A 25,462-nucleotide genomic window follows, 5' to 3' on the forward strand; every position below is an offset into this window, starting at 1 on the left:
ATACATACAATTGTATGATCATCAAAAAATAAATCAGAATAATTAATCATCAGCTAAAGCCAAAAGTTTTGGAAGGTCTAAATGCTCAGTTATCATGTTTAATCCTCCATCTTTGTCTAATGGCCATTGTTCCTTAGGTTTGTCCCAATACAATTCTACTCCATTTTGATCTGGATCATTTAAATAAATGGCTTCAGAAACCCCATGATCTGCTGCTCCTGTTAATGGATAGTGATGCGCCATTAATCGTTTAAGAATATTGGCTAAATCTTTACGCTGCGGAAATAAAATTGCCGTATGAAAAAGTCCGGGAGCTCTTTCTGGAGCAGGTGCTACCCCTTTAGATTGCCAAGTATTTAATCCAATGTGGTGGTGATAACCTCCTGCTGAAAGAAAAACAGCCTGATCTCCATAGCGTTGGGTAATTTTAAAACCTAATAAATCAGCATAAAAAGCTAAAGATTTATCTAGGTTACTCACTTTTAGGTGTACATGACCTATTCTGGTTTCGGATGGAATTTCGTATTTCATCATTAAAGATAAAACCTTTAGGGCCAGTTTAAAATTATATCGTGAAAATGTTTATAGCTTATTTTTGAGCGAAATGAGGCTAATTTTGTAGAGATAGCAAGGATTCTATCTCGAAAAATTTAACGAAGTTGCAGCCAAAAAGAAGCATAAACAAATTATTAGATAAATTTAAACAGGCTCTTATATATATTATTTATTTTTGCGTATGTTAATTCGCCTTTACGAAGAAAATCCTAATGAAAAAGTTTTAGAACAAGTGGTAACTGTTTTAAAAAAAGGTGGAATTGTGATTTATCCTACCGATACTGTTTATGGCCTAGGTTGCGACATTACCAACCAAAAAGCCATAGAAAGGATTGCTAAATTAAGAGGTATAAAGCCTGAAAAAGCTAATTTCTCTTTTATCTGCTATGATTTAAGTAATATATCTGAATACATCAAACCTATTGATAACACGGTTTTTAGAGTTTTGAAAAAAGCTTTACCCGGACCTTTTACTTTTATTTTTAATGCTAGTAACAATGTTCCAAAATTGTTATCCAGCTCTAAAAAAACGGTTGGTATTCGTGTTCCCGATAATAATATTGCCAGAGGCATTGTAAAAATGCTGGGTAATCCTATCCTATCCACCTCTATTCATGATGACGATGACATTATTGAATACACTACCGACCCTGAATTAATCTTTGAAAAATATCAAGACAAAGTAGATTTGGTTATTGACGGCGGCTACGGCGACAATGTTCCTTCTACCGTGGTAGATTGTACTTCTGGTGATTTTGAGATTATAAGAGAAGGTAAAGGAAAAATTGAAGCGTTTATATAGGTTAATATTATAAAAACTAGGTTTTTATAATATTAACCAGGTCAATTAACCATAACGAAAGCCTTTTTAACCCTTATTTGACTTTAAAATATTCAAATTTTGCTATCATTGTAAGTATGGTAAAAGTGATAAACCTTGAAATTTTCAAAAGATTCTTTAAATCTAATACGGCTGGTGGCATTTTATTAATGTTGTGTGTAGTTGCATCACTAATTATTGCAAACTCTGGTTTAGGAGCAAATTTTGAAAACTTTTTAACACAAAGCATAGGTTTTGAAAGCTCTAGTATTCATCTTAAATATCCTATTCTTATTTGGATAAATGATGGCTTAATGGCTATCTTTTTTTTATTGGTTGGTTTAGAAATTAAAAGAGAACTTTTAGAGGGCGAATTGTCTAGCATAAAACAGGCTAGCTTACCCATTTTTGCCGCAATTGGAGGAATGTTAGTGCCTGCATTAATTTATGCATTAGTAAATCTTAATAGCTCTACTTCACATGGCTGGGGAATACCAATGGCAACAGATATTGCATTTGCACTCGCTGTTATCTCTCTATTAGGGAAAAGGGTTCCTTTAGCTTTAAAAATATTTTTAACTGCGTTAGCTATCGTAGATGATTTAGGAGCCATATTAGTGATTGCATTTTTTTATACCAATGAACTTGATTTAAGCTATTTACCTTACATTTTTGGAGCTTTAATTTTTCTATTTGCTTTAAATTATTTTAACGTACAGTCTATTATATTTTACCTTATACCTGGAATTTTCTTATGGTACTTTGTTCATGGTTTTGGTGTTCATGCTACCATAGCAGGTGTTTTAACTGCTTTCTTCTTACCTACAAATGATGTTGATGCTTATTCTCCATTAGAGAAATTAGAACACGGTTTGGTAAAACCTGTGAATTTTTTAATTATGCCCATTTTTGCACTCGCAAACACGAATATAAAATTTGAAAGTGAAATGGTTAATGGTTTATTTAGCAATTTAAGTTTGGGTATAATTTTAGGTCTTATTTTAGGAAAACCCATTGGAATTGCTTTAATGTCTTATTTAGCTGTGAAACTAAAAATTAGTGAGCTCCCTAATGGAACAAAATGGATACAAATGATAGGCTTAGGTTTATTAGCCGGTATTGGTTTTACGATGTCTATATTTATTGCATTGCTCTCCTTTTCTGAACCTGAATTTCAAACCCAAGCAAAATTTTCTATCCTGTTAGCGTCAATTTTATCTGGTAGTATTGGTTATATCTTATTAAGATACTTCCATAAGAAACAAGAATTAAAAGAAGATTAGGTTAAAATCTGGTTAAATAATTAAGAAAAATGAAATTTCTATTAAAATCAATAGATTAATTCTCTATTTATATTTAATTTTTTATCAAAAAAAACTATGCTATTCCTGTTTATTATTTATACAAATCAAAATTAAACAGCTATTTATAAAATAATCGCAAAATAACAGCTAATTATATTATTTTCTTAACATTAAACATGTTTGAAAAAATATTTTTATAATTTTATACTCATATTTAGTATTAAACTACTGTTATGAGAAAGATTAGCATAAATATTTACAATAAATTCATACAAAATGAGTCGAAAGCTGGGATAATTTTAATTTTATGCATTTTCATTTCCATTTTCATTGCGAATTCTTTCCTTGGCGCTTATTTTAATGACTTTCTAAATTTAAAAATAGGTTTTAATCTTACATCCCTAAATTTTGATCTTAATTTCAGTTCATTAAGCTGGATTAATGATGGCTTAATGGCTATTTTCTTCCTATATGTAGGATTGGAAATAAAAAGAGAAGTTATTGCAGGAGAGCTATCTTCTATTAAACAAGCATCACTACCAATTTTTGCGGCAGTAGGCGGAATGCTAGTTCCAGCATTATTATTTGCTATCATTAACTACAAATCTAATACAGCCACAGGATGGGGAATACCTATGGCTACCGATATTGCGTTTGCTATTGGTATTTTATCTGTTTTGGGTAGTAGAGTTCCCAATTCCTTGAAAATTTTCTTGACAGCACTTGCTATCGTTGATGACTTAGGAGCTATTTTGGTGATTGCCGTATTTTACACTTCAGATCTTCACTTTATTTATTTATTTTTTGCTTTGGGTATTTTTGCTTTGCAAATGGCTTTAAATTATTTTGGAGTTAAAAAACTAGTCTTTTATATCATTCCTGGGTTGGCTTTATGGTATTTCATACATCATAGTGGAATACATGCTACCATTGCTGGTGTTTTAACAGCCATTGCTATTCCATCAACAAGTAGTAAAAGAAAACATTCTCCTTTAGAAAAGTTAGAATCTTTATTAGGCAAACCCGTTAGCTATATCATTATGCCTTTATTTGCTTTGGCAAATACAAATATTAAGTTTGAATCTGAAATGCTAAGCGCACTAACCAACCCGCTTGGGTTAGGCATTATTATGGGATTATTTGTAGGTAAACCAATAGGCATTACCTTAGCATCATGGTTAGCGATAAAATTAAAATTTGCTAAAAAACCTAGGGCAGCAAATTGGAAACAAGTTTTTGGAGTTGGCTTGCTTGGAGGAATTGGCTTTACAATGTCTATATTTGTTTCACTTTTATCTTTTGCATCCCCACTTTTTCAACTAGAGTCTAAATTTTCAATTCTAGTTGCCTCTATTATTTCGGCATCAGCTGGGTACATTTTGCTTAGCTATTTAAGTAAAAAACAAAAAGCAGTACCCCAAGTAGAAACTTCTAAAACGGTAAACGTTCAACAAGTTGCTACTAATGACTTAGAATTTATTCTTTAATTTTTTTTATTGGTAGAAACTTCTTAATCCGTACAATGCTCAACAAGTCTCTACCAAAAAATTAAAAACTTAGCCTTTAATTTTTTTGATGAAAGATGGAATGTGAGCTAAATAATTTGTAGAATCGCTTAGTGTTTTAACAAATGCGGTACCTACAATTGCGCCTGCCGCATATTTATTTGCTCTATCAAAACTTTGCTTATCTGAAATTCCAAATCCTATAATTAAAGGATTGTTTAAATTCATATCCTTTACTCTTTGGTAATAATCTCCAATAGCATCAGAAACGTTTAAATCTTTACCTGTTGTTGCTGATGATGATAATAGATAAATAAATCCAGTAGAAAGGCTATCTATTTTTCTGATTCGCTCTTCTGAAGTTTGTGGGGTTACCAAAAATATATTACTTAAACCGTTTTTGATAAAATCATCTTTATATAATTCTTCATATTCTGATAAAGGCAAATCGGGTACAATTACCCCATCTACTCCGACTTCGGCGGCAGCCTTACAAAAATTTGCCACACCGTATTGAATCATCGGATTGGCGTAACCCATTAACAAAATAGGAATAGAAACTCTGCTTCTTAAGTCTTTTAATTGCTGAAAAAGAATTTTTAAGGTCATCCCATTTTCAATAGCTACCTGTGAGCTGTTTTGTATCACGGGTCCATCAGCCAAAGGATCTGAATAAGGGAAGCCTATTTCTAAAAAATCGGCACCAGCCTTTTCTAAAGCTTCGGCAATTTTTAAAGTCGCACCAATTTCAGGGTAACCTGCAGTAAAGTAAATGGATAATATGTTGTTTTTCTTTTGATCGAAAAGTTCTTTCAGTCTGTTCATTTGTGTTCGGTTATCAGTTGCAAGTTATTCAGTTGACAGTTTTTAGTTGTATTTACAGGTTAAAATATTTCATAAAAGTATCCAAATCTTTATCTCCTCTTCCTGAAAGGCAAATCACCACTACATCGTCTTTCTTTAGCTCCATTTTCTCTAATTGAGCCAAAGCATGACCGGTTTCAATAGCAGGTATTATCCCTTCTAATTTAGAAAGCAGCATACAAGCCTGCATGGCTTCATCATCTGTAATGCTTACATATTCTACTCTTTTAGATTTATGTAAGTGAGCATGTTGCGGCCCAATTCCTGGATAATCTAAACCAGCAGAGATAGAATAAGGTTCTACCACTTGTCCGTCTTCTGTTTGCATCAATAAAGTTCTTGATCCATGCAAAACGCCTTCTTTTCCTAAAACAGAGGTTGCAGCAGAATGTCCAGAATTTACGCCCAAACCAGCGGCTTCGGCAGCAATTAATCTTACTTTTTCATCTTCCAAGAAATGATAAAACATCCCCATGGCATTGCTACCACCACCTACACAAGCCAAAACATAATCAGGTTGATCTGATCCTGTTTGCTCTATTAATTGCTTTTTGGTTTCTTCTGAAATTACCGATTGAAACAAAGAAACCATATCTGGATAAGGATGTGGGCCAACCACAGAGCCAATAATGTAATGAGTATCTACCGGATTGTTGATCCAATCTCTCATCGCTTCATTAGTAGCATCTTTTAATGTTTTACTTCCTGATGTTGCAGGTATTACGGTTGCACCCATCATTTTCATTCTGGCTACGTTTGGCGCTTGTCTTTTAATATCCACTTCGCCCATATAAATTACGCATTCTAAGCCTTTAAGCGCACAAACAGTAGCTGTTGCCACGCCGTGTTGCCCTGCTCCGGTTTCGGCTATAATTCTTTTCTTACCCAGTTTTTCGGCTAAAATAATCTGACCAACCGTATTGTTAATTTTATGTGCTCCTGTATGGTTTAAATCTTCACGCTTTAGAAAAATATTTGCCCCATATTTAGCCGATAATCTTTTGGCCAAGAACAAAGGCGAAGGACGGCCAACATAATCTTTTAATAAATTCTGAAGTTCTACTTGAAATTCTGGCTGAGCAATAATATCTAAATAAGTATTGCGCAATTCTTCAATATTTGGATACAGCATTTCTGGAATGTAAGCTCCTCCAAAATCACCATAATAACCTTTTTCATTTACACGATAATCCATAATTTTCATCTTAAGCTCTAATCAATTCAAATGCTTTTTCTAACTTTTCTATGTCTTTTAATGCAGGTTCAATCTCAAATTTTGAGTTAAGATCTACTCCGTAAAAATTTTTATGCTCTATTTTTAAAACCTCTGCTAAGTTATCGGGGCTTAAGCCTCCGCTTAATAAAAAAGGTTTGTCTAAATTGTATTTTTGAAGAATACGCCAATCAAATATCAATCCTGATCCGCCGTGGGCACTGGTTTTTGTATCAAACAAAAAGAAATCAACATGCTCTACAAAAGCATTTAATATCTCAAAATTAAAGTTTTCATCTACTCCAAAAGCTTTAATCACTTTAAAACCTTTAGCCCTTAATTCTCCGCAAAACTCTGGACTTTCCTGTCCGTGAAGTTGAATGGTTTTCATCCCATACAAATTTGCAAATTCTATAACCTCATGAAGGTGTGCGTTTACAAAAACTGCTGTCCTTTGAATTTCTGGTGGAAGATTAGCAACATCATTTCTTTCAAATTCTACACCAATAAACCTTTGGGAAGGCGGATAAAAAATAAAGCCCATAAAATCTGGTTCTAACTCGGCCAAAGCTTTAATATTAGCTAAGTATTTCATTCCGCATACCTTAATTTTTAAACTCATTTTTAATTACTTAATGCTAATAATTTTTTGAAAGAGGTTAATGCTTTCCCTGAAGTTAAAGATACTTCTGCCTCGTAATAACAATCTGAAAACTGCTTTTGTTGATTGATTGTTTTTATGGCCATTGCCGCATTACACAGCACTACATTATTTTGTTCAACAGAACCTTTTCTTTCTAAAACACTGGTAAATATTTTGGCTGATTCTTCTACAGTACTTCCACCAGAGATGGCACTTGCATCTATCTTTTCAAATCCTAAACCCGCTATTTGATGAATTTGTTCTCCCTCGTTAGAAAAAGTTTTAAAATCGCATGTTAAGGATATTTCATCATAACCTTCTAAAGCATGTAAAATGGTGTAATTTTTATCAGATTGTTGATATAAATAGGCGTATAAACGAGCTAACTCTAAACTAAAAACACCTACAATTTGATTTTGCGGTTGCGCCGGATTTACCATTGGACCCAACATATTAAAAAATGTTTTTACACCTAATTCTCTTCTAATTGGCGCTACTGTTTTCATAGCTGAGTGAAATAAAGGGGCGTGAAGAAAACATATACCTGCTTCATTTAAAGATTTTTTTAATAAATCTTCTTCATTCACAAATTTATAACCCAAATACTCCATTACATTTGAAGACCCACAACCAGAGGAAACGCCATAATTACCATGTTTGGCAACGTGGTAACCCGCTCCGGCTACTACAAAAGATGCTAATGTAGAAATGTTAAAAGTATCTTTCCCATCTCCACCGGTACCGCAAAGATCTATCAAATTAAAATCTGATGTTAAATTAATGGGTACACAAAGCTCTGTCATTGCTTCTCTAAATCCTTGCAGCTCATCAACAGTGATATTTCGCATACAATAAGCGGTCATAAAAGCTGCCATTTGAGAAGTATTGTATTTACCAAGCGTAATGTTGGTTAATATCTCTTTAGATTGTGACCTGCTAAATGTTTTTTGTTCAAATAAGTGATTTAAAATCGCTTTCATGCTTAGTATTTGATATTATAATTCATAAAAAAAGGGTTACCAAATGGCAACCCTTTTATATATCTTGTTTAAAATAGAAATGAGGTTTGCCTTACGATATTTCGTAATGCCACCATCCTATTTTGTTTGTGTTTAAATTTCTCATGATTGTACAGCAAATATGGCAAAGTTTTTAAATATCTAAAAATTAAAAGCAAATTAAACCGAATTTAATTTATTGCCTAACTCTTTTAAAATGAAGGTTTCTACAAACACCTCCAAAAGCTAAAACTTAATTTAAGTTGAATTTCTTTTGATCTAAATTATTGAGCATTCTTGAATGAGCTACCATATTAAGAATGATAAGACCTAAGATGATAGAAATCACAATTTGAATACTGTTAAGAAGGCTAGAATGGTAGGTGTCATTTTTATAATCCCTTAAAAGCTCCTGACCTATTTTAGGTTGTATCTTATTTAATTCGCTCAATTTTTTATTTATAGATATGGAAAGTGATTTAATGGAAGTTAAATATTGAGCGTCTGAATTTTGAAAATTCGCCGTAAGGCTATTAAAACTCACCACTTCTGTTTTTAACTGCTTAAGAAGTTGCTTTTCTTGTTTAACCAAAAAAGTACGCTCATATTTATAAAGTAAGCCGTTAAACTCATTAACAGTTGCCAAAAGTTCTTTATTTAATGCTGCTTTTGATACTGATGAATTTTGTTCACTTAACTGATTTAATAATATTATTTTTTTAGCATTTGCCTCTCGCATTTCATATAAATAGCTAGAAGGCTCTAATCTATCTTCATAAATGGAGGCAAACTTATCGCTGCTATTTTGTAGTATTCTTTTCTCAAAAACATTGCTAATAATGATGGCTATCATTAAAACAGAAAGAATGATAGCTGCTTTCATTTTTTCTTTAAACATCAAAGACCACTTCATAAAAAGAAAATTTAGGTTAATTATAAAAATACTAATTTCTTTTGAGGAATTGAGTTACCCGTTTTGATTATCAAAGAAATAATTAGAATATGATTTTGGCAATGGCATTAATACTTGTTCATAAAACCGATGATTTCATCGTAAAGATTATTCCATCCAAAAACCATGTGAGAAATCATAGCTACATGCTTTTTGTTTTTAATTCTTTGAAAATATACTTCTTTACGATTTTCTTTTAATGCCTGATAAAATGCGGGAGTTTGAATTTTTATAGATGGATAGGTTTTACCTCCTAAAAACAACTGGTATGGATTTGTAATTTGATTAACTGTAAAAATTGGTGATGCTGCTATCCAATTTTTTTCATCGTCACTAAAAACTTTTAAAAAACCCGGTATATATTTATCAGTGGTATTGATTTGGGCTTTTATATAATCATGAATATCTAAGCCAAACGGATCATTCAAAATTACTCCTTTAATGGGATTCTCTATTTTAGCGGCAGCAAAGTATTGAGGATCTTGATTAATTAAAGCGGCCAAATGTGCTCCTGCTGAATGCCCCATCAAAAAAATCTTATTGGGGTTGCCTCCATATTTAGCAATATTACTTTTTACCCAAGCTAATGCTTTAGCACAAGCAAAAGCCATTTCTTTGTATTGAGCTGCTGGAGATAATGGATAATTAATAATAACGGCTACCTTATTTTTGCGGGCAAAGTTGTTTCCTAAAAACCAATAGATGTCTTTAGAACCTCTATTCCATGAGCCACCATGAATAAAAACAATAACGTCTTTTTCTTTTTCAACTTCATCAGCATAATAAACATCTAATAAGTTTGCCTGCCCAGCATCGGCGTAAGCCAAATCTTTTTCTTTTTTTATTCCCGCAAAAGCGCTTATAAAACTTATTAAAAAGGCAGAAATCAATACTATAGCTCTCAAAATTAATTTATTAAATTAATGGATCTTTCTCTTTTTTAAAATGATTATAAACCAAATGATCTAACCATTTTGGAAAAAACTTTTGCATTAAAACTGTTAATTTTCCTTGTCCGGTCATAATCAGTTGTCTTTTTCTTTGTTCTACTCCGTCAACAATTCTAATGGCTACTTCTGCCGCTGTCATCATTTTATCTTCTTCCATAGAAGATTCACCTTGTGATTTGGCTTCGCTGTTTAGCGCTACATTTCTTATGTTAGAAGCCGTAAAACCCGGACAAGCCAACATTACATGTAAATTATTTTTTAGATTTTCTGTTCTTAAAGCTTCTAAAAAACCATTCATTGCAAACTTAGATGCCGAATAACCGGTACGACCGGGTAAACCTTTAAAACCTGCTATAGAAGATACCCCAACAATTGAGCCTTCGTTGTTTAATATTTCCTGTAAAGCGTATTTTGTGCAATAAACTGTTCCCCAAAAATTAATATCCATTACCTGTTTTAGAACTTCTAAATCAAGATCTTTAAATAATGCCCGCATAGAAATTCCTGCATTATTTATCAGAATATCAATTCTACCCATGGTACTTATGGTTTGAGCAATTAATTCTTTACAATCTTGTTCTTTACTTACGTCTGTTTGTACAGCTAAAGTTTTTACTTTGTATTTTTCATGAATTTCTTGGGTGATTTCACATAATTTCACATACTGCCTTGCAGCCAAAACCAAATGTGCTCCTCTTTTTGCAAATTCTATGGCACATGCTCTACCAATGCCGCTAGAGGCGCCAGTAATGACTACTACTTTATCTTTTAAATCCATATTAAAATTTTAAAAAATATTTTCTTACAAAGATGTACATCGCACCATAAAAACTTTGAATATATCTCCAACTCAATTTTCTTGTGCTTTGCCCCTTAAAATGAATGATATATGTATCAGAATAATAATAATTCTTATATCCTGCTAAGGTTAATCGGTAAGAAAGGTCAATATCCTCACCATACATAAAGAAAGATTCGTCAAATAAACCTGTTTTTTTTAAGGCTTTACTTCTTAACAACATAAAAGCTCCAGCCAAAACTTCTATTTCGGCAGTTTCAAACTCATTAATCCAACCCATATAATATCTGTTTAAAAACTTAGATTTTGGGAGCACTTTTGAAACCCCGCTAAACTTTGTAAAAGCTGCCCAAGGAGTTGGTAAGCCTCTTTTAGATTCTTTTAAATATTTTCCTTGGGCATTAATCATTCTTACACCTAAGCCTCCTGCTTGCTCTTTGGTATCCATAAAGGATAAAACTTTTGGGATAGTATCTGCACTGGTAATAGTATCAGGGTTAATCACCAAAATATACTCTCCCTTAGCCATTAAAATTGCCTGATTATTAGCTTTAGAAAAACCAATATTTTTTTGATTAGCGATAAGCTTAATAGTTGGATATTTAGCCTCAATCATTTCTACCGTTTGATCTTTAGAAGCATTGTCTACCACAAAAATTTCATACTCAAAACCTTCGGCAGAGTCTATTAATGAGTCTAATGCTTGTTGCAATAGATCTCTAACATTATAGCTTACAATGATAATAGATAGTTTCAAAGGCTATTTTGTAAGGGAGTTTTCATAAGGTACTCTGGTAGTGATAGACCTCCCTAAAGTAAGTTCATCTGCGTATTCTATTTCGCCACCAAAGGCAATTCCTCTAGCCAAAGTGCTTATTTTTAAAGGGTATTCTTTTAATCGCTTATGAAGATAAAAAATGGTGGTATCGCCTTCCATTGTGGCACTTAAAGCAAAAATTACTTCTACGGCCTCACCAGCTTTCACTCTTTCTACCAATAAATCTACCGTTAAATCTGACGGTCCAACGCCATCCATTGGAGAAATTAAACCGTTTAAAACGTGATACAAACCATTATATTGATTGGTGTTTTCTATAGCCATTACATCTCGGCTATCTTCAACCACACAAATTAAAGAATGGTCTCTTTTGTGAGATGCACAAATTTCGCAAATTTCAAAATCAGAAATATTATAACAGCTTTTACAAAACCTGATGTTGTTTTTTAGGTGTATAAAAGTGTTTCCAAATTTTTCTACTGAGGCATAATCTTGATTGAGCAAATGTAAAACCAACCTGAGCGCTGTTTTTTGCCCAATTCCAGGTAGTTTTCCAAATTCATTTACTGCATTCTCTAATAATTTAGAGGAAAAATTCATTTTGCTAAATTAAAAATTTAATGCTAATTAGCGATGATTTTTATACCTTAACCCCATCTTTAACTCACATTAAATATGTCTCCAAATATTCTTTTATCATTTATTATTGGCTACTTCCTTCTTTTGATTTTTGTCTCCTTTATGACCTCCAAAAAATCATCAGATAACTCTACTTTTTTTATCGCCAACAGAAATTCTAAATGGTATTTGGTAGCTTTTGGAATGATTGGTACTGCTTTAAGTGGGGTTACCTTTATTTCTGTGCCTGGGCAAGTAGGTTCTTTAGCTGGTCATCAGTTTGAATATTTTCAGTTTGTATTAGGGAATGCCATAGGTTTTATTGTAGTAGCTACGGTTTTGCTTCCGTTGTATTACCGCATGAATCTTACTTCTATTTATGGTTACATAGAAAAAAGGTTAGGCGTGGTGAGCTATAAAACTGCTGCCGGTATATTTTTAATGAGCAGAACCATTGGATCTGCCTTTAGATTATACTTGGTTGTTATTGTTTTACAACGATTTATATTTGATAGCTATGGTGTTCCGTTTTGGGCAACGGTTTTAATTTCGCTTACGCTGATATGGCTTTATACTTTTAAAGGTGGCTTAAAAACCATTATCATTACTGATTCTTTGCAAACTACTTTCTTGGTTTTATCAGTAATATTAACCATTTACTTTATTTGCAGTAGTTTAAACTTAAACTTTTTTGAAGCTTTTGAGACTATTAAAAACAGTGGCTATTCTAAAATTTTCTTTTACGAAGATTTTTTAACTAATAAATTTCATGTGAGCAAGCAGTTATTAGGTGGGATGTTTGTGACCATTGCCATGATTGGATTGGATCAAGATTTAATGCAAAAAAATCTAAGCTGCAAAAACATTGGCGAAGCACAAAAAAACATGTTCACTTTTACCGCAATTTTTGTAATTATCAACCTGTTTTTTTTAAGCGTAGGTGCTTTACTTTACGTTTATGCCAATAAAAATGGTATCGCTATTCCGGTTGATGCCAATGGAACGGTAAGAACAGATTTTTTGTTTCCAGAAATTGCCCTAAATCATTTAACACTTATCCCTGGAATTGTTTTTATGTTAGGCCTCACAGCGGCAACTTTTGCTACCACAGATTCGGCATTAACAGCTTTAACCACTTCTTTTTGTGTAGATTTTTTAGGCTTCAATAAAAAAGCGGACATAAATTCTCCAAAAAGTATCCAAACTAGGCATTGGGTGCATGTAGGCTTTTCGGTATTAATGTTTCTTACGGTAATATTATTCAATGAAGTAAACAACAAAGCCGTAGTCAGCGCTATTTTCACAGTAGCATCCTACACTTATGGGCCATTGTTAGGCTTATATGCTTTTGGGTTGTTTTTAAAGAAAAGAGGAGTTTATGATAAATTGGTTCCGTTTATCTGTATTTTATCTCCTGCCATTTGTTATTTCTTAAACCAAAATTCGGCCTCATTATTAGGTGGCTATGTTTTTGATAACGAACTTATTTTAATAAACGGAATGATTACTTTTGCGGGCTTGTTTATAATTTCAAACAAACAAGCTAAAATTGCGTAGCATTATAATAGAATTTAGCAGCTGAATATGACAAGTGAAGAAAAAATAAGAAGTGCATTTGAAAATAAGACCTGGCAAGAGATTAAAGTAACAGACTCTTGGCAGATTTTTAAAATCATGGCTGAATTTGTTGATGGATTTGAGAAGTTGGCTAAAATTGGACCCTGTGTATCTATATTTGGTTCGGCAAGAACAAAAAACGAAAACAAATACTACCAAATGGCGGTAGAAACCGGCAGATTATTAACCGAACGTGGCTACGGTGTAATTACAGGTGGTGGCCCAGGTATTATGGAAGCTGGTAACAAAGGTGCTTTTGAAGCTGGTGGAAAGTCTGTAGGGTTAAACATTGAATTGCCTTTTGAGCAGTTCCATAACCGGTACATAGACAGAGATAAAATACTGGAATTTGATTATTTCTTCATCAGAAAAGTGATGTTTATGAAATACTCACAGGGTTATATTGTGATGCCAGGAGGATTTGGTACCATGGATGAACTTTTTGAAGCCATGACATTGATTCAGACTGGTAAAATCGCTCGTTTTCCAATTGTACTGGTAGGTACAGATTATTGGAGCGGATTAATAGATTGGATTAAAGGCACCATGTTAGAAAAAGAAAAAAACATAAACGCCGAAGATTTAAATCTTTTTAGACTAGTTGATACTGCTGAAGAAGCTGCAGAGCATATTTTTAGGTTCTATGACAAATACGTACTGAAACCTAACTTCTAATAAACTTTACATATAATTTTTTGTTACCTCAATTGCGGTAGGCTTATTGCTATCTGCTTGATGAATTTTTATACTATTTAACTATTTTGGATTTTATTAACAACGTTTTTGATGTGCTCTTAAACATAGATCAACATCTAAATTTACTGATCATTAATTATCAATTTTGGACTTATCTTATTTTGTTCATCATTATTTTTGCAGAAACTGGCTTTGTTGTTACTCCTTTTTTACCTGGCGATCCTTTACTATTTGCAGCCGGAGCATTAATTGCTGGAGGTGGTACCGGATTAAACATTTATTTACTCGCATTAATTTTATTTGTTGCAGCCGTAGCCGGAAATCAGGTAAATTACAGCTTAGGCCACTATTTGGGGCCCAAAGTTTTTAAGCCCGAGAATAAATTTTTAAAGTTTAGCTATTACCACAAAACACAAGCATTTTTTGCCAAACATGGTGGTAAATCTGTGGTATTAAGTCGGTTTTTTCCTGTTTTAAGAACTTTTGTGCCTTTTGTAGCCGGTGTAATAAAAATGCCTTTCTACAAATATTCTTACTATAACATTACGGGAGGCTTTTTATGGATAATTGGCTTTTTGATGCTGGGTTACATATTTGGAAACTTACCTTTTGTAAAAGAAAACTTTAGTTGGGTAATTTTAATTATTAGTATTTTCACAACTCTACCTCCAGTCATTGGTGCATTATATTCTAAATACAGTCCTAAAAAAGCTATAATTCAATCTTAAAACATCCAATTTTCTAATTTAAACGTTGTTAAAAGCATGTCTTTAAATTGCTTGTTTTTAACTGTTTTTCTATTTATATCTCCTTGTTTATTTGCGCAGCAATTAGATTCTAATTTAATAAATCAACAATTTGTTGATCGTTATAAAGAAAATGGAGAGCTATCTTATACCTCACCACTTAGCGAAATAGGCGCTCCCTCAAAATATATCATTTCAGGTAAATTAACAACCACTTATATGTTGTTAGGCACTAAAAACTCTCCCATCGCCTTTGCGGTAATTCCAGAATTTACCGTTAGGGTTAGAAATGAGCAATCTGCTGGCGTAAGAACACCAAGTTTTAAATTGGGAGGCAGCACCTTTATTCGTTTAAACAAAAACATCAATAATTATAAATATGCCGAGCTAAGTTTTACCCATCATTCTAACGGACAAGATGGAGAAGCTGTAAACGCTAACAGTACTATTAACACCTATAATGGTAATTTTAGCACTAATTATTTAACTACTTCTTACCGTTTTGGGAGCTTTTCTAATAAAAATCAAGATGAAGATTATAGCTCCAATAACCATAGAATAGGTTTACAATGGAATAAATGGTTTGCTTATGAAAAAGCTTTAGATAATAATTATGGTTTTACCAGATTGTTATACAATTTCTCTTGGCGGAGATATGCTTTCTATTTTTCGGAAAAGAAAAATGGCTGGAAAAGAAAAGCGAATGATGAGCCAAAAGCTCAAAAACTAGAAAAAGAATATTTAAGATTTAATACCGAGATTTCTTATGCGGTAAATAAAATTCAAAATTACGGCTTAATTGCGCCAAAAAAGCGTTTAAATGCCGAACTTTCTATCCATTACAGTTTACCTTTTATGAACAATGTTTTTTTGATGGCTGCCGCCGGATACTACGGAGAAGATCCTTACAACATTTACTTTAATGATAAATATGCTTATACCAGATTTGGGATTTCTACCGGTTTTATAAAGTATAATATCAATTAATGGATAGAGCTTACCCCTCCAGAAACTATAAATTTCATAGCTTGCGCCGATGATATTTTTAAAGGTTTTACCTTATCGGCACTTACAATAAGCACTTGCCCAGCAAAAGAATAAGACCAAGGAAAATAAACAGCCACATCGCCTTTTAAACCAAAAGAACCAAGGTCTTTTTGAGTTAAAAACCCAATGCGTTTAAAGCCGTGTGAATCTTCTACCAAAACAGGCTCGCTTAATTTTTTATCATCACCAACAAAAGCTTCGGTTAAATCTTTGATGGAAGAATAAATAAACTTGAAGAGAGGAATCTTGTTTAACCATCTATTAAACCAATTATAAATAGGCTCAGTAATTAAATAAGTAGCAATAAAACCTGCAACCAAAATAATGATGATTACCGATAGAATACCCAAGCCTGGTATATACAACGGCTGCCCTGTGGCTGGATTAATCAAAAACTTTTCACTAAAATTTAGCGCATCATCTGCCGAAGAAAAAGCCCAAAAAATAACAAAGAAAGCCGCTCCTAAAGGTAAAACTACCAATAAACCTTTTGCAAAATACCTTAATAATGCATTTAATATCCTTTTCATCTTTCTAAATTATTCGTAAAAATAAACACGTTTTACCCTTTGTGATATATTTGTAATTACTTCATAAGGAATGGTATTTAACTGTTTTGATAAATCATAAACAGAAAGTTCTTCCCCAAAAATAATCACATCATCGCCCTCTTTAATTGCTAATCCGGTAATATCAAGCATGGTCATATCCATACAAATATTCCCTATGGTATAAGCCCGTTTACCGTTAATTAACATATATCCTACCCCATTTCCTAAAGCTCGGGGATAACCATCTGCATATCCAATTTTAACGGTAGCAATTTTTCCATCTTTCTTCATTATCCCACTTCGGCCATAACCTACTGTTTCTCCCTTTTTTAATTCTTTAATTTGGGTAATGGTGGTTTTTAAGGTGGCTACATTTTGTAGTGCGGCTCTTTCAGCAATCACACTTTCTATCCCATATAAGCCAATTCCTAACCTCACCATATCAAATTGTGCTTGCGGCCATTTGCTAATGGCTGCGGTATTAGCAATGTGTTTGATAAATGTATAACCTAAAGCTTCAGATAAACGATTAGAAATTTTATCAAAAAGTTGAATTTGATGTTGCGTATAATTGTTGTGAACATCACTTTCGCTTGCCGCCAAATGAGAAAGTGCACTTTTCACTTGTAAAGCCTTATGTGATAATAAAAAAGAAATCAGTTCAGCAATATCTTCATCGGTAAAACCCAAACGATGCATTCCTGTATCTAACTTAATATGAACCGGATAGCTTTCTATTTGGTGATCTGATAGGTAATCGGCGAAAGCCTCTAAAATTCTAAAACTATATAATTCTGGTTCTAACTGATTAGAGATTAAAGCTTCAAAAGATGAAACTTCGGGGCTTAAAACCATAATTGGCAAGGTAATTCCTGCTTGTCTTAGCGCTACACCTTCATCGGCATAAGCCACAGCTAAATAATCTACTTTATGATGTTGTAAAATATTAGCTATTTCATCACTCCCACTGCCATAAGCAAAAGCCTTTACCATAGCCATTAACTTTACACCCGGAGCTAGCTTAGATTTATAATGATTTAGGTTATGCACTAAAGCATTCAGATTAATTTCTAAAACGGTATCATGCACTTTTTGGGTGAGTATTTTGCTGATGCGCTCAAACTCAAAATGCCTTGCTCCCTTTAATAAAATGGTTTCATTTTTAAATATCTGCTTATCAAATCGTTCTAAAAAATCATCAGTGTCTTTAAAAAACCATTTGTTCATTTTAAAGTTACCCTGATGTTTTTGAAGGTCCTCGCCGATGCCTATAAACTTATCAATTCCTTTGTTTTCTACTAATTGAGCAACCTTTTGATACAACTGAACAGCTGGAATTCCGCTCTGGTGAATATCAGAAAGAATGAGCGTTTTGGTAAGATATTGACTTTGCTGATTCAAAAAATCGATGGCAATTTCTAATGAAGAAAAATCAGAGTTATAAGAATCATCAATAATGGCAGTTTGATGGATGCCACTTTTAAGTTCTAAACGCATTTTTACTACCAAAAGCTTTTCTATTCTTTGCGCAATTACTTGCTGATGATAGTTTAAATAAAGCATGGAAGCCCAACAAATTACTGCATTTTCTATTGAAGCTTTATCTGTAAAAGGGATGCGAATAGCAATCTCTATGTTTTTATAAATTCCTTTGATCAGCGAATTTCCATTGTGGGTACTGATATCGGTAATTTTTAAATCGGCATCTTGATCAAAACTCCAGGTAAAGATTTTTTTCGCTTCAGAAAGCTCTGAAATATATTTTGAATTGATGATTAAGGTTTCTGAATTTTTGAAAAGTCTTAATTTTTCTTGCAATTTTTGAGTCCTGCTTTCAAAGCCTTCATCATGAGAAGAAGCCAGATTGGTTAATATGCCAATGGTAGGCTTAATAATTTCTTCTAAATGATCCATTTCTTGAACGGTAGAAATGCCAGCTTCAAATATGGCTAAATCATAATCATGGGTCATTTCCCAAACAGATAAAGGAACACCTATTTGAGAATTATAACTTTTAGGACTCCTAATGAGTTTAAAATCGGCAGCTAAAAGTTGAAATAACCATTCTTTTACAATAGTTTTTCCATTACTACCCGTAATACCTATTACCGGATAATGAAAATGACTGCGATGATAAGCTACTAACTGTTGCAAAGCCTTTAAACTATCCTTAACCCAAATAAAATTAGCATCGGGATAATTTGCGACAGAAAAATTTTCATCAGTGATTACAAAAGACCTTAAGCCTATCTCATAAAGTTGCGGAATGTATTGATGAGCATCTCTTCTAGCCTTTAAAGCAAAGAATACCGAAGAACTTGCTTCTGAAACTTTTCTACTATCTGTTAAAATATGACGAATAATTTGATCGGGATGAGGAAGCACCAGCTTATCAGCAATAATTTTTGATAAATCTTGAATTTGATAAGCTATTTGAGACATTGCCACAAAGTTGACGATTATTCACGAATATCACTAATTTTATAGCGTATGGAGAAAAAAATACCTCAATATATTGACAAACAAACGGCCACTTTAAAAGCTGAATCTTATTGCGCTTACCAAGAAAGAAGCCAATACGAAGTTAGGGGCAAACTGCTTGACTTAGGAATGAGATATGATGAGTTAGAAGAAATTATAGCTTATTTGATAGAAAATAATTTTTTAAACGAAGAGCGTTTTGCAAATGCTTATGCCCGAGGGAAACTAAGAATTAAAGGTTGGGGTAAAAACAAAATAGCCCAGGGACTAAAATTTAAGCAGGTATCATTACCGCTAGTTAAAAAAGCATTAAAAAATTTAGACGAAACAGAATATTTAGAAAAATTAAAGGAAGTTTTAGATAAAAAAAATGAAAGCGTTAAAGAAAAAACAGCTTATCAAAGGAATTTTAAGCTCACACAATACGCTTTGAGCCGAGGTTTTGAGCGTGATTTAATTTTTTTTATGCTGAAAGATAGCGAATTATAAAATGTTGCTGATTTTTTTTCAATTCAATCTTGCAAAGAATATTTTTCTGTCTATATTTGCAACCCGCAAGGGATAGTTCTTTAACACAAATAATAAAATGCGAATTAGCTCAGTTGGTAGAGCGTCCCGAAGAAAGTTCGGGAAGGTCACTAACAATTATAAGAGTCTTAATAATAATGCGAAAGTAGCTCAGTTGGTAGAGCGCAACCTTGCCAAGGTTGAGGTCGCGAGTTCGAACCTCGTCTTTCGCTCCATTGCTATCAAAGCTGCTGAAATGGTGGAACTGGTAGACACGCAGGACTTAAAATCCTGTTCCCGTTAAGGGAGTGCGGGTTCGATTCCCGCTTTCAGTACAAAATCTCTTACATGCCCGTAAGGGATTTTTTTGTTTAAAGCAATTCTTATGTTTCACACCTATATTTTACAATCCTTAAAATCAGGTCGATATTATATTGGGCATACTCAAAATCTTGAGGAAAGATTAGAAAGACATCAATCAGGAAAAGTTACTGCAACTAAAAATAAAGGTCCTTGGAAAATAGTTTACACCGAAGAATTCAATACAAAAATTGAAGCAAACCGTAGAGAACTTGAAATAAAATCTAAAAAGCAGGATTTACATCGAAAAATTGATTGCAGAAAATGGAAACTAAATTCATCAAAATTTAATAATGTCTCTTTATTAGGGAGTGCCCCGATTTTCATTCGGAGCTCTGAGTACATAAACTTCTTACATGCCCTTAAGGAGTTTTTTTGTTTTAAAGCATTTTCTATGTTTCACACCTATATTTTACAATCCTTAAAATCTGGTCGATATTATATTGGGCATACTTCAAGAACATCACTTTAAATCCAATTAGATTTTAAAATTAGAGTAAGTAGCGGCTTTTTACAAAACATTGAAAAGCTGGTTTATTAAAATCACCATGCACCTCAAACCTATATTGCTTAAGCCATAATGCTTATTGCTTTTGGGGCTAAACACTGGTAAACTAAGTAAAAATCTCGTTAGATAAACGCCTATTTCACTATTTAACTCGTTTAGGTTATTCATCTATCTATCAGAAACGCTACATTTAAATTTGAATCAAATAATTCTTGTAGAAACTCATTTAACAAAATCAGAAATATGAAAATAACTAAACCCCTACTTTTAGCTTTAGCGTTTAGCTACAGCATTTCTTTTGCACAAACAAAAGACCCTATTACCGAAGCCATTGTTAAAGAGGCTACAGAAAACTCTCAGCTAGAAAAATTAGGTCATGAATTGATGGACCAAGTTGGACCACGTTTAGTGGGAACGCCTCAAATGAAAATGGCGAATGATTGGGCTGTTAAAAAATATGCAGATTGGGGAATTAGTGCTAAAAATGAAAAATGGGGCGATTGGCGTGGCTGGGAAAGAGGAATTACGCATATTGATATGCTTTCGCCGAGAATAAAATCTTTAGAAGGGATGCAATTGGCTTGGAGTCCTTCTACTTCATCAAAAGGAGTTACCGGCAGTGTGGTGATCATCCCTGATTTAGCTGATTCTATAGCTTTCCAAAACTGGTTACCCAATGTTAAAGGAAAAATTGTTTTAATTTCTATGGCTCAACCCACCGGAAGACCAGATTATAACTGGACAGAATTTGGAACCAAAGAATCTATCGAAAAAATGAAGAAAGATAGAACAGAAAAAACTCAGTCTTGGGCTGCAAGAATTAGAAAAACCGGATATACTGCTCGTACACTTCCACTTGCTTTAGAAAAAGCGGGAGCCATTGGAATAATTACCAGTAACTGGTCGGCAGGATTTGGAGTAAATAAGATTTTCAGTGCTTACACTAAAAAAATTCCTTCTGTTGATGTAGCCTTAGAAGATTACGGAATGTTGTTTCGTTTAGCCGAATCAGGAAATGCACCAACATTAAATATTACTGCCGAATCTAAAAATTTAGGTGTGGTGCCTACTTTTAATACAATAGCAGAAATTAAAGGGACAGAAAAACCAGAGGAATATGTGATGCTATCTGCACATTTTGATTCTTGGGATGGTGGAACCGGTGCTACTGATAATGGAACCGGAACTATTACCATGATGGAAGCAATGCGTATTCTTAAAAAAGTTTATCCAAACCCAAAAAGAACCATTTTAGTTGGGCATTGGGGTAGCGAAGAACAAGGTTTAAACGGTTCGAGAGCTTTTGTAGAGGATCATCCAGAAATTGTAAAAAATATTCAGGCTTTATTTAACCAAGATAACGGAACAGGTAGAGTAGTTAATTTAGCTGGACAAGGATTTTTAAATTCTTATGATTATTTAGGCCGATGGTTAAATAAAGTGCCTGCTGAGATTAGAAGCCAAATTGAAACTAATTTCCCTGGCTCGCCAGGTGGTGGTGGCTCTGATTATGCTTCTTTTGTTGCTGCTGGAGTGCCTGCGTTTTCATTAAGCTCGCTAAGCTGGTCTTACGGAAGTTATACTTGGCACACTAACAGAGATACTTATGATAAAATTGTTTTTGATGATGTTAGAAACAATGCAATTTTAACCGCTATTTTAGTTTACATGGCTTGCGAAGATCCTCAAACTACTTCAAGAGAGAAAATTGTTTTACCTGTAAACCCAAGAACAGGCCAGCAAATGACATGGCCAAAAGTAACTTCTCCAACCAGAAAAGGCGGATTAGATTAGTATTTATTGATGAAGATGAATTTAAAAAAAGCTCGATTTGAAATTCAAATCGAGCTTTTTTTGTTTTTTAAGATTCATAGTATTGAACAGGTTCTAAATCTTTCATTTCTTCATCAGTATATAATCTAGATCTGATGAGGAAACGAATACCCATTGGAATTTCAATCGAAAAACTTGAGCCTCTGCCGGGAGTAACATCTAAAGTTAAGTGTGTATGTTGCCAGTATTCAAATTGAGAAATGCTCATAAAAAACTCGCAGCCTTCTACCTCTCCTATCTTAACGTCGCTACTTCCAATCTTAAAATCACCTTTTTCAAAACACATAGGCGAAGAACCATCGCAACAGCCTCCACTCTGGTGAAACATTAATTCGCCAAACCTACCTTTTAAATCATCAATAACTTTAACTGCTGCTGGAGTTACATCTACTCTTTTAATCATTTTAAATATTTAATATGGGCGTTTTAATACGCTGTCCGCTGTATCTTTTTGGGAAAAAACCAAAAAGGATGCCGCTTCCATCGTTAACGCAAAACCAAGTCTGTTCTTAAAATGCCAATTCAATTAAAAGAATCCAAGTTTATTCTTGTCATAAGAAATCAACATATTCTTTGTTTGGCGATAGTAGTTTAACATCATTTTATGATTTTCTCTACCAAAACCAGATTTTTTGTATCCGCCAAAAGGCGCATGAGCCGGATAATTATGGTAACAATTTACCCAAACTCTACCTGCCTGAATGGCTCTTGGTACTTGATAAATCTCATGAGCATCTCTAGTCCATACGGCGGCTCCTAATCCGTAAAGCGTATCATTTGCAATTTCTATAGCTTCTTCTGTGGTTTTAAAAGTGACAACAGAAACTACCGGACCAAAAATCTCTTCCTGGAAAATACGCATCTTATTATGCCCTTTAAATATGGTTGGTTTAATGTAATAACCTCCACCCAATTCATCAGGTAATTTATTGGCTTCGCCACCAGCTAAAAGCTCTGCACCTTCTTTTTTACCAATATCCATGTAGCTTAATACCTTTTCAAACTGATCATTAGAGGCTTGTGCGCCCATCATGGTTTCAGAATCTAAAGGATTACCCATTTTAATAGCGTTTGTACGTTCAATCACTCGTTTCATAAACTTATCATAAATATTTTCATGAACTAAAATTCTAGACGGACAAGTACAAATTTCTCCTTGGTTTAAAGCAAACATTACAGCGCCTTCTACTGCTTTATCAAAAAAGGCATCGTCAGCCGCACCAACAGATTCAAAGAAAATATTTGGCGATTTTCCTCCTAATTCCATCGTCACCGGAATTAAGTTTTCTGATGCATATTGCATAATTAAACGGCCTGTGGTGGTTTCTCCTGTAAAAGCTACCTTACTAATATTTGGATTAGTAGCCAATGGTTTCCCTGCTTCTGGCCCAAAACCTGTAACTACGTTTAACACTCCTGCTGGTAAAACATCTCCAATTAACTCCATTAAGCACATAATGCTAGTTGGCGTTTGTTCGGCTGGTTTTACAACTATGCAACATCCGGCAGCTAAAGCGGGTGCAATTTTCCAAGTAGCCATTAATAATGGGAAGTTCCAGGGAATAATTTGTCCAACAACACCTAAAGGCTCTTGTAAATTAATACTTACTGTAAATTCATCATGTTCTGAAATAGAACTTTCTTCGGCCCTAATTGCCCCTGCAAAATAACGGAAATGATCTACCACCAAAGGTAAATCGGCAGCCATGGTTTCTCTTATGGCTTTACCATTATCAATAGTTTCTACTGTGGCTAAGTAAGCCAAGTTATCTTCAATAATTTGAGCAATTTTTAATAAAAGATTACTTCTGGTAGTTGCAGATGTTTTGCTCCAGGTTTTAAAAGCTACATTGGCAATATCTACAGCGGCTTCAATATCTTCTTTTGTTGATCTTGCCGCTTTGGTAAATACCTTACCATCTATGGGTGAAATGTTATCAAAATACTCGCCTTTAATTGGTGGAACAAATTTACCTCCAATAAAATTGTCATACTTCTCTTTAAAAGAAGGTCTTTTCGCTATACTCATAATTTAAAATTTTTAATTGGTAACACTAAGTTATGCAGGTACTTCTTAAAATTTGTGCATTATGGTATCAATTACTAGCACAATAGTTTCAATTTTAAATTGTATTCTAATTTGCTAAAACAATTACTAACTTGTGGTTATATAAACCATTTATGAATGAGAGGGAATTTAATTTCACCATTTAACTTATCGGATAAAAAAGGACTTCAAACGCTGGTAGAAAACAGAAAAGCCTACACTTTAAACCATTGTGAGCTTAATATTTTTGAAACTTATGAGCGCAGCGAATTAGTTCCACTAACTTTTAATGATTTGGTAATTACCAGCATGTTAAGAGGTAAAAAAGTGATGCATTTATTTGATAAACCGGGTTTTGATTATTTGCCTGGTGAAACTGTAATTGTACCGCCAAATGTTACCATGACTATTGATTTCCCGGAGGCTTCAGAACTTAATCCATCTCAATGTACTGCCTTAGCTATAAATCATCAAGAAATCAAAAACACTTTAGATTTTTTAAATGAAAGTTATGCTAAAGCAGATGGTGATTTATGGCAATTGAATTATCAGCAATTCCATTTTTTTAATAATTATGAGTTAGCACAACTGATAAACAAGTTGATTAGCATTAGTACCGGAGATTATATTACTAAAGATATTTTAGCCAATTTAACGCTTAAGGAATTGCTGGTTAGAATTATGCAAATGCAAAATTTACAGGAGATAAAAGATAACCTAAACCAATTATCTACCGGAAATAGATTTGCTTACATTATTCAATACATAAAAGCTCACCTTACAGAAAAATTAAGTATTGATGCTTTAAGTCAGATGGCTTATATGAGTAAGGCTAGTTTTTTTAGAATATTTAAATTAGAATTGGGAATTTCACCTGTAGATTTTATAATCAAAGAACGTATTCAGTTGGCCAAACAATTTCTAAAAAATCCTTATTGCAGTATTTCTGATGCTTGCTTTAAAGCTGGCTTTAATAACCAGCATTATTTTAGTCGGGTTTTTAGAAAATTAGAAGGAACTACACCAAGTTTATATAAAGCTAAAGTGATTTCGAACTTTAATAACTAATA

At 33.4% G+C, this 25,462-nt stretch carries 25 protein-coding genes and 2 tRNA genes; 13 read left to right on the forward strand and 14 right to left on the reverse strand.

The window, feature by feature from the left end:
* Window positions 1–42: 42 nt before the first annotated feature.
* Window positions 43–534: a VOC family protein gene (locus FA046_RS10890; RefSeq protein WP_136826425.1), complete on the reverse strand. Its 492-nt coding sequence runs from the start codon at window positions 532–534 to the stop codon at window positions 43–45.
* Window positions 535–736: 202 nt separating this feature from the next.
* On the opposite strand from FA046_RS10890, the gene FA046_RS10895 reads away from it, so the two are divergent.
* The 3 genes from FA046_RS10895 (at window position 737) to nhaA (FA046_RS10905) (ending at window position 4,166) form a co-directional block, all read left to right on the forward strand.
* Complete coding sequence (locus tag FA046_RS10895) at window positions 737–1,357, forward strand: L-threonylcarbamoyladenylate synthase (protein ID WP_136826427.1); 621 nt, start codon at window positions 737–739, stop codon at window positions 1,355–1,357.
* A 116-nt stretch (window positions 1,358–1,473) separates the two neighbouring features.
* Complete coding sequence (gene nhaA / locus FA046_RS10900) at window positions 1,474–2,658, forward strand: Na+/H+ antiporter NhaA (protein WP_136826629.1); 1,185 nt, start codon at window positions 1,474–1,476, stop codon at window positions 2,656–2,658.
* A 254-nt stretch (window positions 2,659–2,912) separates the two neighbouring features.
* Window positions 2,913–4,166, forward strand: coding sequence for a Na+/H+ antiporter NhaA (gene nhaA / locus FA046_RS10905; protein ID WP_136826429.1), 1,254 nt, complete (start codon window positions 2,913–2,915; stop codon window positions 4,164–4,166).
* A gap of 69 nt (window positions 4,167–4,235) precedes the next feature.
* Here the strand turns inward: nhaA (FA046_RS10905) and trpA are convergent, their stop codons facing one another.
* From trpA to recR, 9 genes are all read right to left on the reverse strand, one after another.
* Window positions 4,236–5,009 (reverse strand): tryptophan synthase subunit alpha, encoded by a 774-nt coding sequence (gene trpA, locus FA046_RS10910; protein ID WP_136826430.1) that lies wholly within the window; start codon window positions 5,007–5,009, stop codon window positions 4,236–4,238.
* Between the two features lie 52 nt (window positions 5,010–5,061).
* Entirely contained in the window at window positions 5,062–6,243 is a 1,182-nt protein-coding gene (gene trpB, locus FA046_RS10915) for a tryptophan synthase subunit beta (protein WP_205943637.1), read from the reverse strand.
* Between the two features lie 10 nt (window positions 6,244–6,253).
* Entirely contained in the window at window positions 6,254–6,883 is a 630-nt protein-coding gene (locus tag FA046_RS10920) for a phosphoribosylanthranilate isomerase (RefSeq protein WP_136826432.1), read from the reverse strand.
* A 2-nt stretch (window positions 6,884–6,885) separates the two neighbouring features.
* A complete protein-coding gene (gene trpD, locus FA046_RS10925; RefSeq protein ID WP_136826433.1) occupies window positions 6,886–7,884 on the reverse strand; it encodes an anthranilate phosphoribosyltransferase in 999 nt (332 codons plus the stop codon).
* A gap of 271 nt (window positions 7,885–8,155) precedes the next feature.
* Window positions 8,156–8,815 (reverse strand): MCP four helix bundle domain-containing protein, encoded by a 660-nt coding sequence (locus tag FA046_RS10930; RefSeq protein WP_136826435.1) that lies wholly within the window; start codon window positions 8,813–8,815, stop codon window positions 8,156–8,158.
* A 107-nt stretch (window positions 8,816–8,922) separates the two neighbouring features.
* Complete coding sequence (locus FA046_RS10935; RefSeq protein WP_136826437.1) at window positions 8,923–9,759, reverse strand: alpha/beta hydrolase; 837 nt, start codon at window positions 9,757–9,759, stop codon at window positions 8,923–8,925.
* Window positions 9,760–9,769: 10 nt separating this feature from the next.
* A complete protein-coding gene (locus tag FA046_RS10940) occupies window positions 9,770–10,582 on the reverse strand; it encodes an SDR family oxidoreductase (protein ID WP_136826439.1) in 813 nt (270 codons plus the stop codon).
* A 1-nt stretch (window position 10,583) separates the two neighbouring features.
* Window positions 10,584–11,360 carry a glycosyltransferase family 2 protein gene (locus tag FA046_RS10945; RefSeq protein ID WP_136826441.1) on the reverse strand — a complete coding sequence of 259 codons (777 nt, stop codon included), beginning with the start codon at window positions 11,358–11,360 and terminating at the stop codon, window positions 10,584–10,586.
* Between the two features lie 3 nt (window positions 11,361–11,363).
* The gene (recR, locus tag FA046_RS10950; RefSeq protein ID WP_136826442.1) at window positions 11,364–11,981 is read right to left on the reverse strand and encodes a recombination mediator RecR; all 618 of its coding nucleotides are present in this window, start codon (window positions 11,979–11,981) and stop codon (window positions 11,364–11,366) included.
* 75 nt (window positions 11,982–12,056) lie between these two features.
* Here recR and FA046_RS10955 point away from each other — a divergent pair, with 75 nt between their 5' ends.
* From FA046_RS10955 to FA046_RS10970, 4 genes are all read left to right on the forward strand, one after another.
* Window positions 12,057–13,556 carry a sodium:solute symporter gene (locus tag FA046_RS10955; RefSeq protein WP_136826444.1) on the forward strand — a complete coding sequence of 500 codons (1,500 nt, stop codon included), beginning with the start codon at window positions 12,057–12,059 and terminating at the stop codon, window positions 13,554–13,556.
* Window positions 13,557–13,583: 27 nt separating this feature from the next.
* Window positions 13,584–14,291 carry an LOG family protein gene (locus FA046_RS10960; protein ID WP_136826446.1) on the forward strand — a complete coding sequence of 236 codons (708 nt, stop codon included), beginning with the start codon at window positions 13,584–13,586 and terminating at the stop codon, window positions 14,289–14,291.
* Between the two features lie 86 nt (window positions 14,292–14,377).
* Window positions 14,378–15,040, forward strand: a complete 663-nt coding sequence (locus tag FA046_RS10965) for a VTT domain-containing protein (protein ID WP_136826448.1) — start codon at window positions 14,378–14,380, stop codon at window positions 15,038–15,040.
* A gap of 36 nt (window positions 15,041–15,076) precedes the next feature.
* Window positions 15,077–16,045: a hypothetical protein gene (locus FA046_RS10970; RefSeq protein ID WP_136826450.1), complete on the forward strand. Its 969-nt coding sequence runs from the start codon at window positions 15,077–15,079 to the stop codon at window positions 16,043–16,045.
* Here the strand turns inward: FA046_RS10970 and FA046_RS10975 are convergent.
* Both FA046_RS10975 and FA046_RS10980 read right to left on the reverse strand, forming a co-directional pair.
* Window positions 16,042–16,635, reverse strand: a complete 594-nt coding sequence (locus FA046_RS10975) for a DUF502 domain-containing protein (RefSeq protein WP_136826452.1) — start codon at window positions 16,633–16,635, stop codon at window positions 16,042–16,044. The genes FA046_RS10970 and FA046_RS10975 overlap by 4 nt on opposite strands.
* A 9-nt stretch (window positions 16,636–16,644) precedes the next feature.
* Window positions 16,645–19,098 carry a bifunctional UDP-N-acetylmuramoyl-tripeptide:D-alanyl-D-alanine ligase/alanine racemase gene (locus tag FA046_RS10980; RefSeq protein ID WP_136826454.1) on the reverse strand — a complete coding sequence of 818 codons (2,454 nt, stop codon included), beginning with the start codon at window positions 19,096–19,098 and terminating at the stop codon, window positions 16,645–16,647.
* Between the two features lie 48 nt (window positions 19,099–19,146).
* Here FA046_RS10980 and FA046_RS10985 point away from each other — a divergent pair, with 48 nt between their 5' ends.
* The 5 genes from FA046_RS10985 (at window position 19,147) to FA046_RS11005 (ending at window position 22,306) form a co-directional block, all read left to right on the forward strand.
* Window positions 19,147–19,626 carry a regulatory protein RecX gene (locus tag FA046_RS10985; RefSeq protein ID WP_136826456.1) on the forward strand — a complete coding sequence of 160 codons (480 nt, stop codon included), beginning with the start codon at window positions 19,147–19,149 and terminating at the stop codon, window positions 19,624–19,626.
* A gap of 178 nt (window positions 19,627–19,804) precedes the next feature.
* A tRNA-Gly gene (locus FA046_RS10990) sits at window positions 19,805–19,880 on the forward strand.
* A 14-nt stretch (window positions 19,881–19,894) separates the two neighbouring features.
* A tRNA-Leu gene (locus FA046_RS10995) sits at window positions 19,895–19,979 on the forward strand.
* Window positions 19,980–20,029: 50 nt separating this feature from the next.
* Entirely contained in the window at window positions 20,030–20,476 is a 447-nt protein-coding gene (locus tag FA046_RS11000; RefSeq protein WP_136826458.1) for a GIY-YIG nuclease family protein, read from the forward strand.
* Window positions 20,477–20,755: 279 nt separating this feature from the next.
* Window positions 20,756–22,306, forward strand: a complete 1,551-nt coding sequence (locus FA046_RS11005) for a M20/M25/M40 family metallo-hydrolase (RefSeq protein WP_136826460.1) — start codon at window positions 20,756–20,758, stop codon at window positions 22,304–22,306.
* Between the two features lie 67 nt (window positions 22,307–22,373).
* Here FA046_RS11005 and FA046_RS11010 read toward each other — a convergent pair whose 3' ends face one another.
* Both FA046_RS11010 and FA046_RS11015 read right to left on the reverse strand, forming a co-directional pair.
* The gene (locus FA046_RS11010; protein WP_136826462.1) at window positions 22,374–22,748 is read right to left on the reverse strand and encodes a DUF779 domain-containing protein; all 375 of its coding nucleotides are present in this window, start codon (window positions 22,746–22,748) and stop codon (window positions 22,374–22,376) included.
* 123 nt (window positions 22,749–22,871) lie between these two features.
* A complete protein-coding gene (locus tag FA046_RS11015) occupies window positions 22,872–24,374 on the reverse strand; it encodes an aldehyde dehydrogenase family protein (protein WP_136826463.1) in 1,503 nt (500 codons plus the stop codon).
* Window positions 24,375–24,530: 156 nt separating this feature from the next.
* Between FA046_RS11015 and FA046_RS11020 the strand changes: the two genes are divergently transcribed.
* A complete protein-coding gene (locus FA046_RS11020; RefSeq protein WP_136826465.1) occupies window positions 24,531–25,460 on the forward strand; it encodes an AraC family transcriptional regulator in 930 nt (309 codons plus the stop codon).
* Window positions 25,461–25,462: the final 2 nt, after the last annotated feature.

The organism is Pedobacter cryophilus (assembly GCF_005116455.1).
Classification (GTDB): domain Bacteria; phylum Bacteroidota; class Bacteroidia; order Sphingobacteriales; family Sphingobacteriaceae; genus Pseudopedobacter; species Pseudopedobacter cryophilum.

Coding starts and splice junctions, on each gene's coding strand:
- FA046_RS10890 (WP_136826425.1), bottom strand. CDS start 534: ATGATGAAATACGAAATTCCATCCGAAACCAGAATAGGTCATGTACAC.
- FA046_RS10895 (WP_136826427.1), top strand. CDS start 737: ATGTTAATTCGCCTTTACGAAGAAAATCCTAATGAAAAAGTTTTAGAA.
- nhaA (WP_136826629.1), top strand. CDS start 1,474: ATGGTAAAAGTGATAAACCTTGAAATTTTCAAAAGATTCTTTAAATCT.
- nhaA (WP_136826429.1), top strand. CDS start 2,913: ATGAGAAAGATTAGCATAAATATTTACAATAAATTCATACAAAATGAG.
- trpA (WP_136826430.1), bottom strand. CDS start 5,009: ATGAACAGACTGAAAGAACTTTTCGATCAAAAGAAAAACAACATATTA.
- trpB (WP_205943637.1), bottom strand. CDS start 6,243: ATGGATTATCGTGTAAATGAAAAAGGTTATTATGGTGATTTTGGAGGA.
- FA046_RS10920 (WP_136826432.1), bottom strand. CDS start 6,883: ATGAGTTTAAAAATTAAGGTATGCGGAATGAAATACTTAGCTAATATT.
- trpD (WP_136826433.1), bottom strand. CDS start 7,884: ATGAAAGCGATTTTAAATCACTTATTTGAACAAAAAACATTTAGCAGG.
- FA046_RS10930 (WP_136826435.1), bottom strand. CDS start 8,815: ATGAAGTGGTCTTTGATGTTTAAAGAAAAAATGAAAGCAGCTATCATT.
- FA046_RS10940 (WP_136826439.1), bottom strand. CDS start 10,582: ATGGATTTAAAAGATAAAGTAGTAGTCATTACTGGCGCCTCTAGCGGC.
- recR (WP_136826442.1), bottom strand. CDS start 11,981: ATGAATTTTTCCTCTAAATTATTAGAGAATGCAGTAAATGAATTTGGA.
- FA046_RS10955 (WP_136826444.1), top strand. CDS start 12,057: ATGTCTCCAAATATTCTTTTATCATTTATTATTGGCTACTTCCTTCTT.
- FA046_RS10960 (WP_136826446.1), top strand. CDS start 13,584: ATGACAAGTGAAGAAAAAATAAGAAGTGCATTTGAAAATAAGACCTGG.
- FA046_RS10970 (WP_136826450.1), top strand. CDS start 15,077: ATGTCTTTAAATTGCTTGTTTTTAACTGTTTTTCTATTTATATCTCCT.
- FA046_RS10975 (WP_136826452.1), bottom strand. CDS start 16,635: ATGAAAAGGATATTAAATGCATTATTAAGGTATTTTGCAAAAGGTTTA.
- FA046_RS10980 (WP_136826454.1), bottom strand. CDS start 19,098: ATGTCTCAAATAGCTTATCAAATTCAAGATTTATCAAAAATTATTGCT.
- FA046_RS10985 (WP_136826456.1), top strand. CDS start 19,147: ATGGAGAAAAAAATACCTCAATATATTGACAAACAAACGGCCACTTTA.
- FA046_RS11000 (WP_136826458.1), top strand. CDS start 20,030: ATGTTTCACACCTATATTTTACAATCCTTAAAATCAGGTCGATATTAT.
- FA046_RS11005 (WP_136826460.1), top strand. CDS start 20,756: ATGAAAATAACTAAACCCCTACTTTTAGCTTTAGCGTTTAGCTACAGC.
- FA046_RS11010 (WP_136826462.1), bottom strand. CDS start 22,748: ATGATTAAAAGAGTAGATGTAACTCCAGCAGCAGTTAAAGTTATTGAT.
- FA046_RS11015 (WP_136826463.1), bottom strand. CDS start 24,374: ATGAGTATAGCGAAAAGACCTTCTTTTAAAGAGAAGTATGACAATTTT.
- FA046_RS11020 (WP_136826465.1), top strand. CDS start 24,531: ATGAGAGGGAATTTAATTTCACCATTTAACTTATCGGATAAAAAAGGA.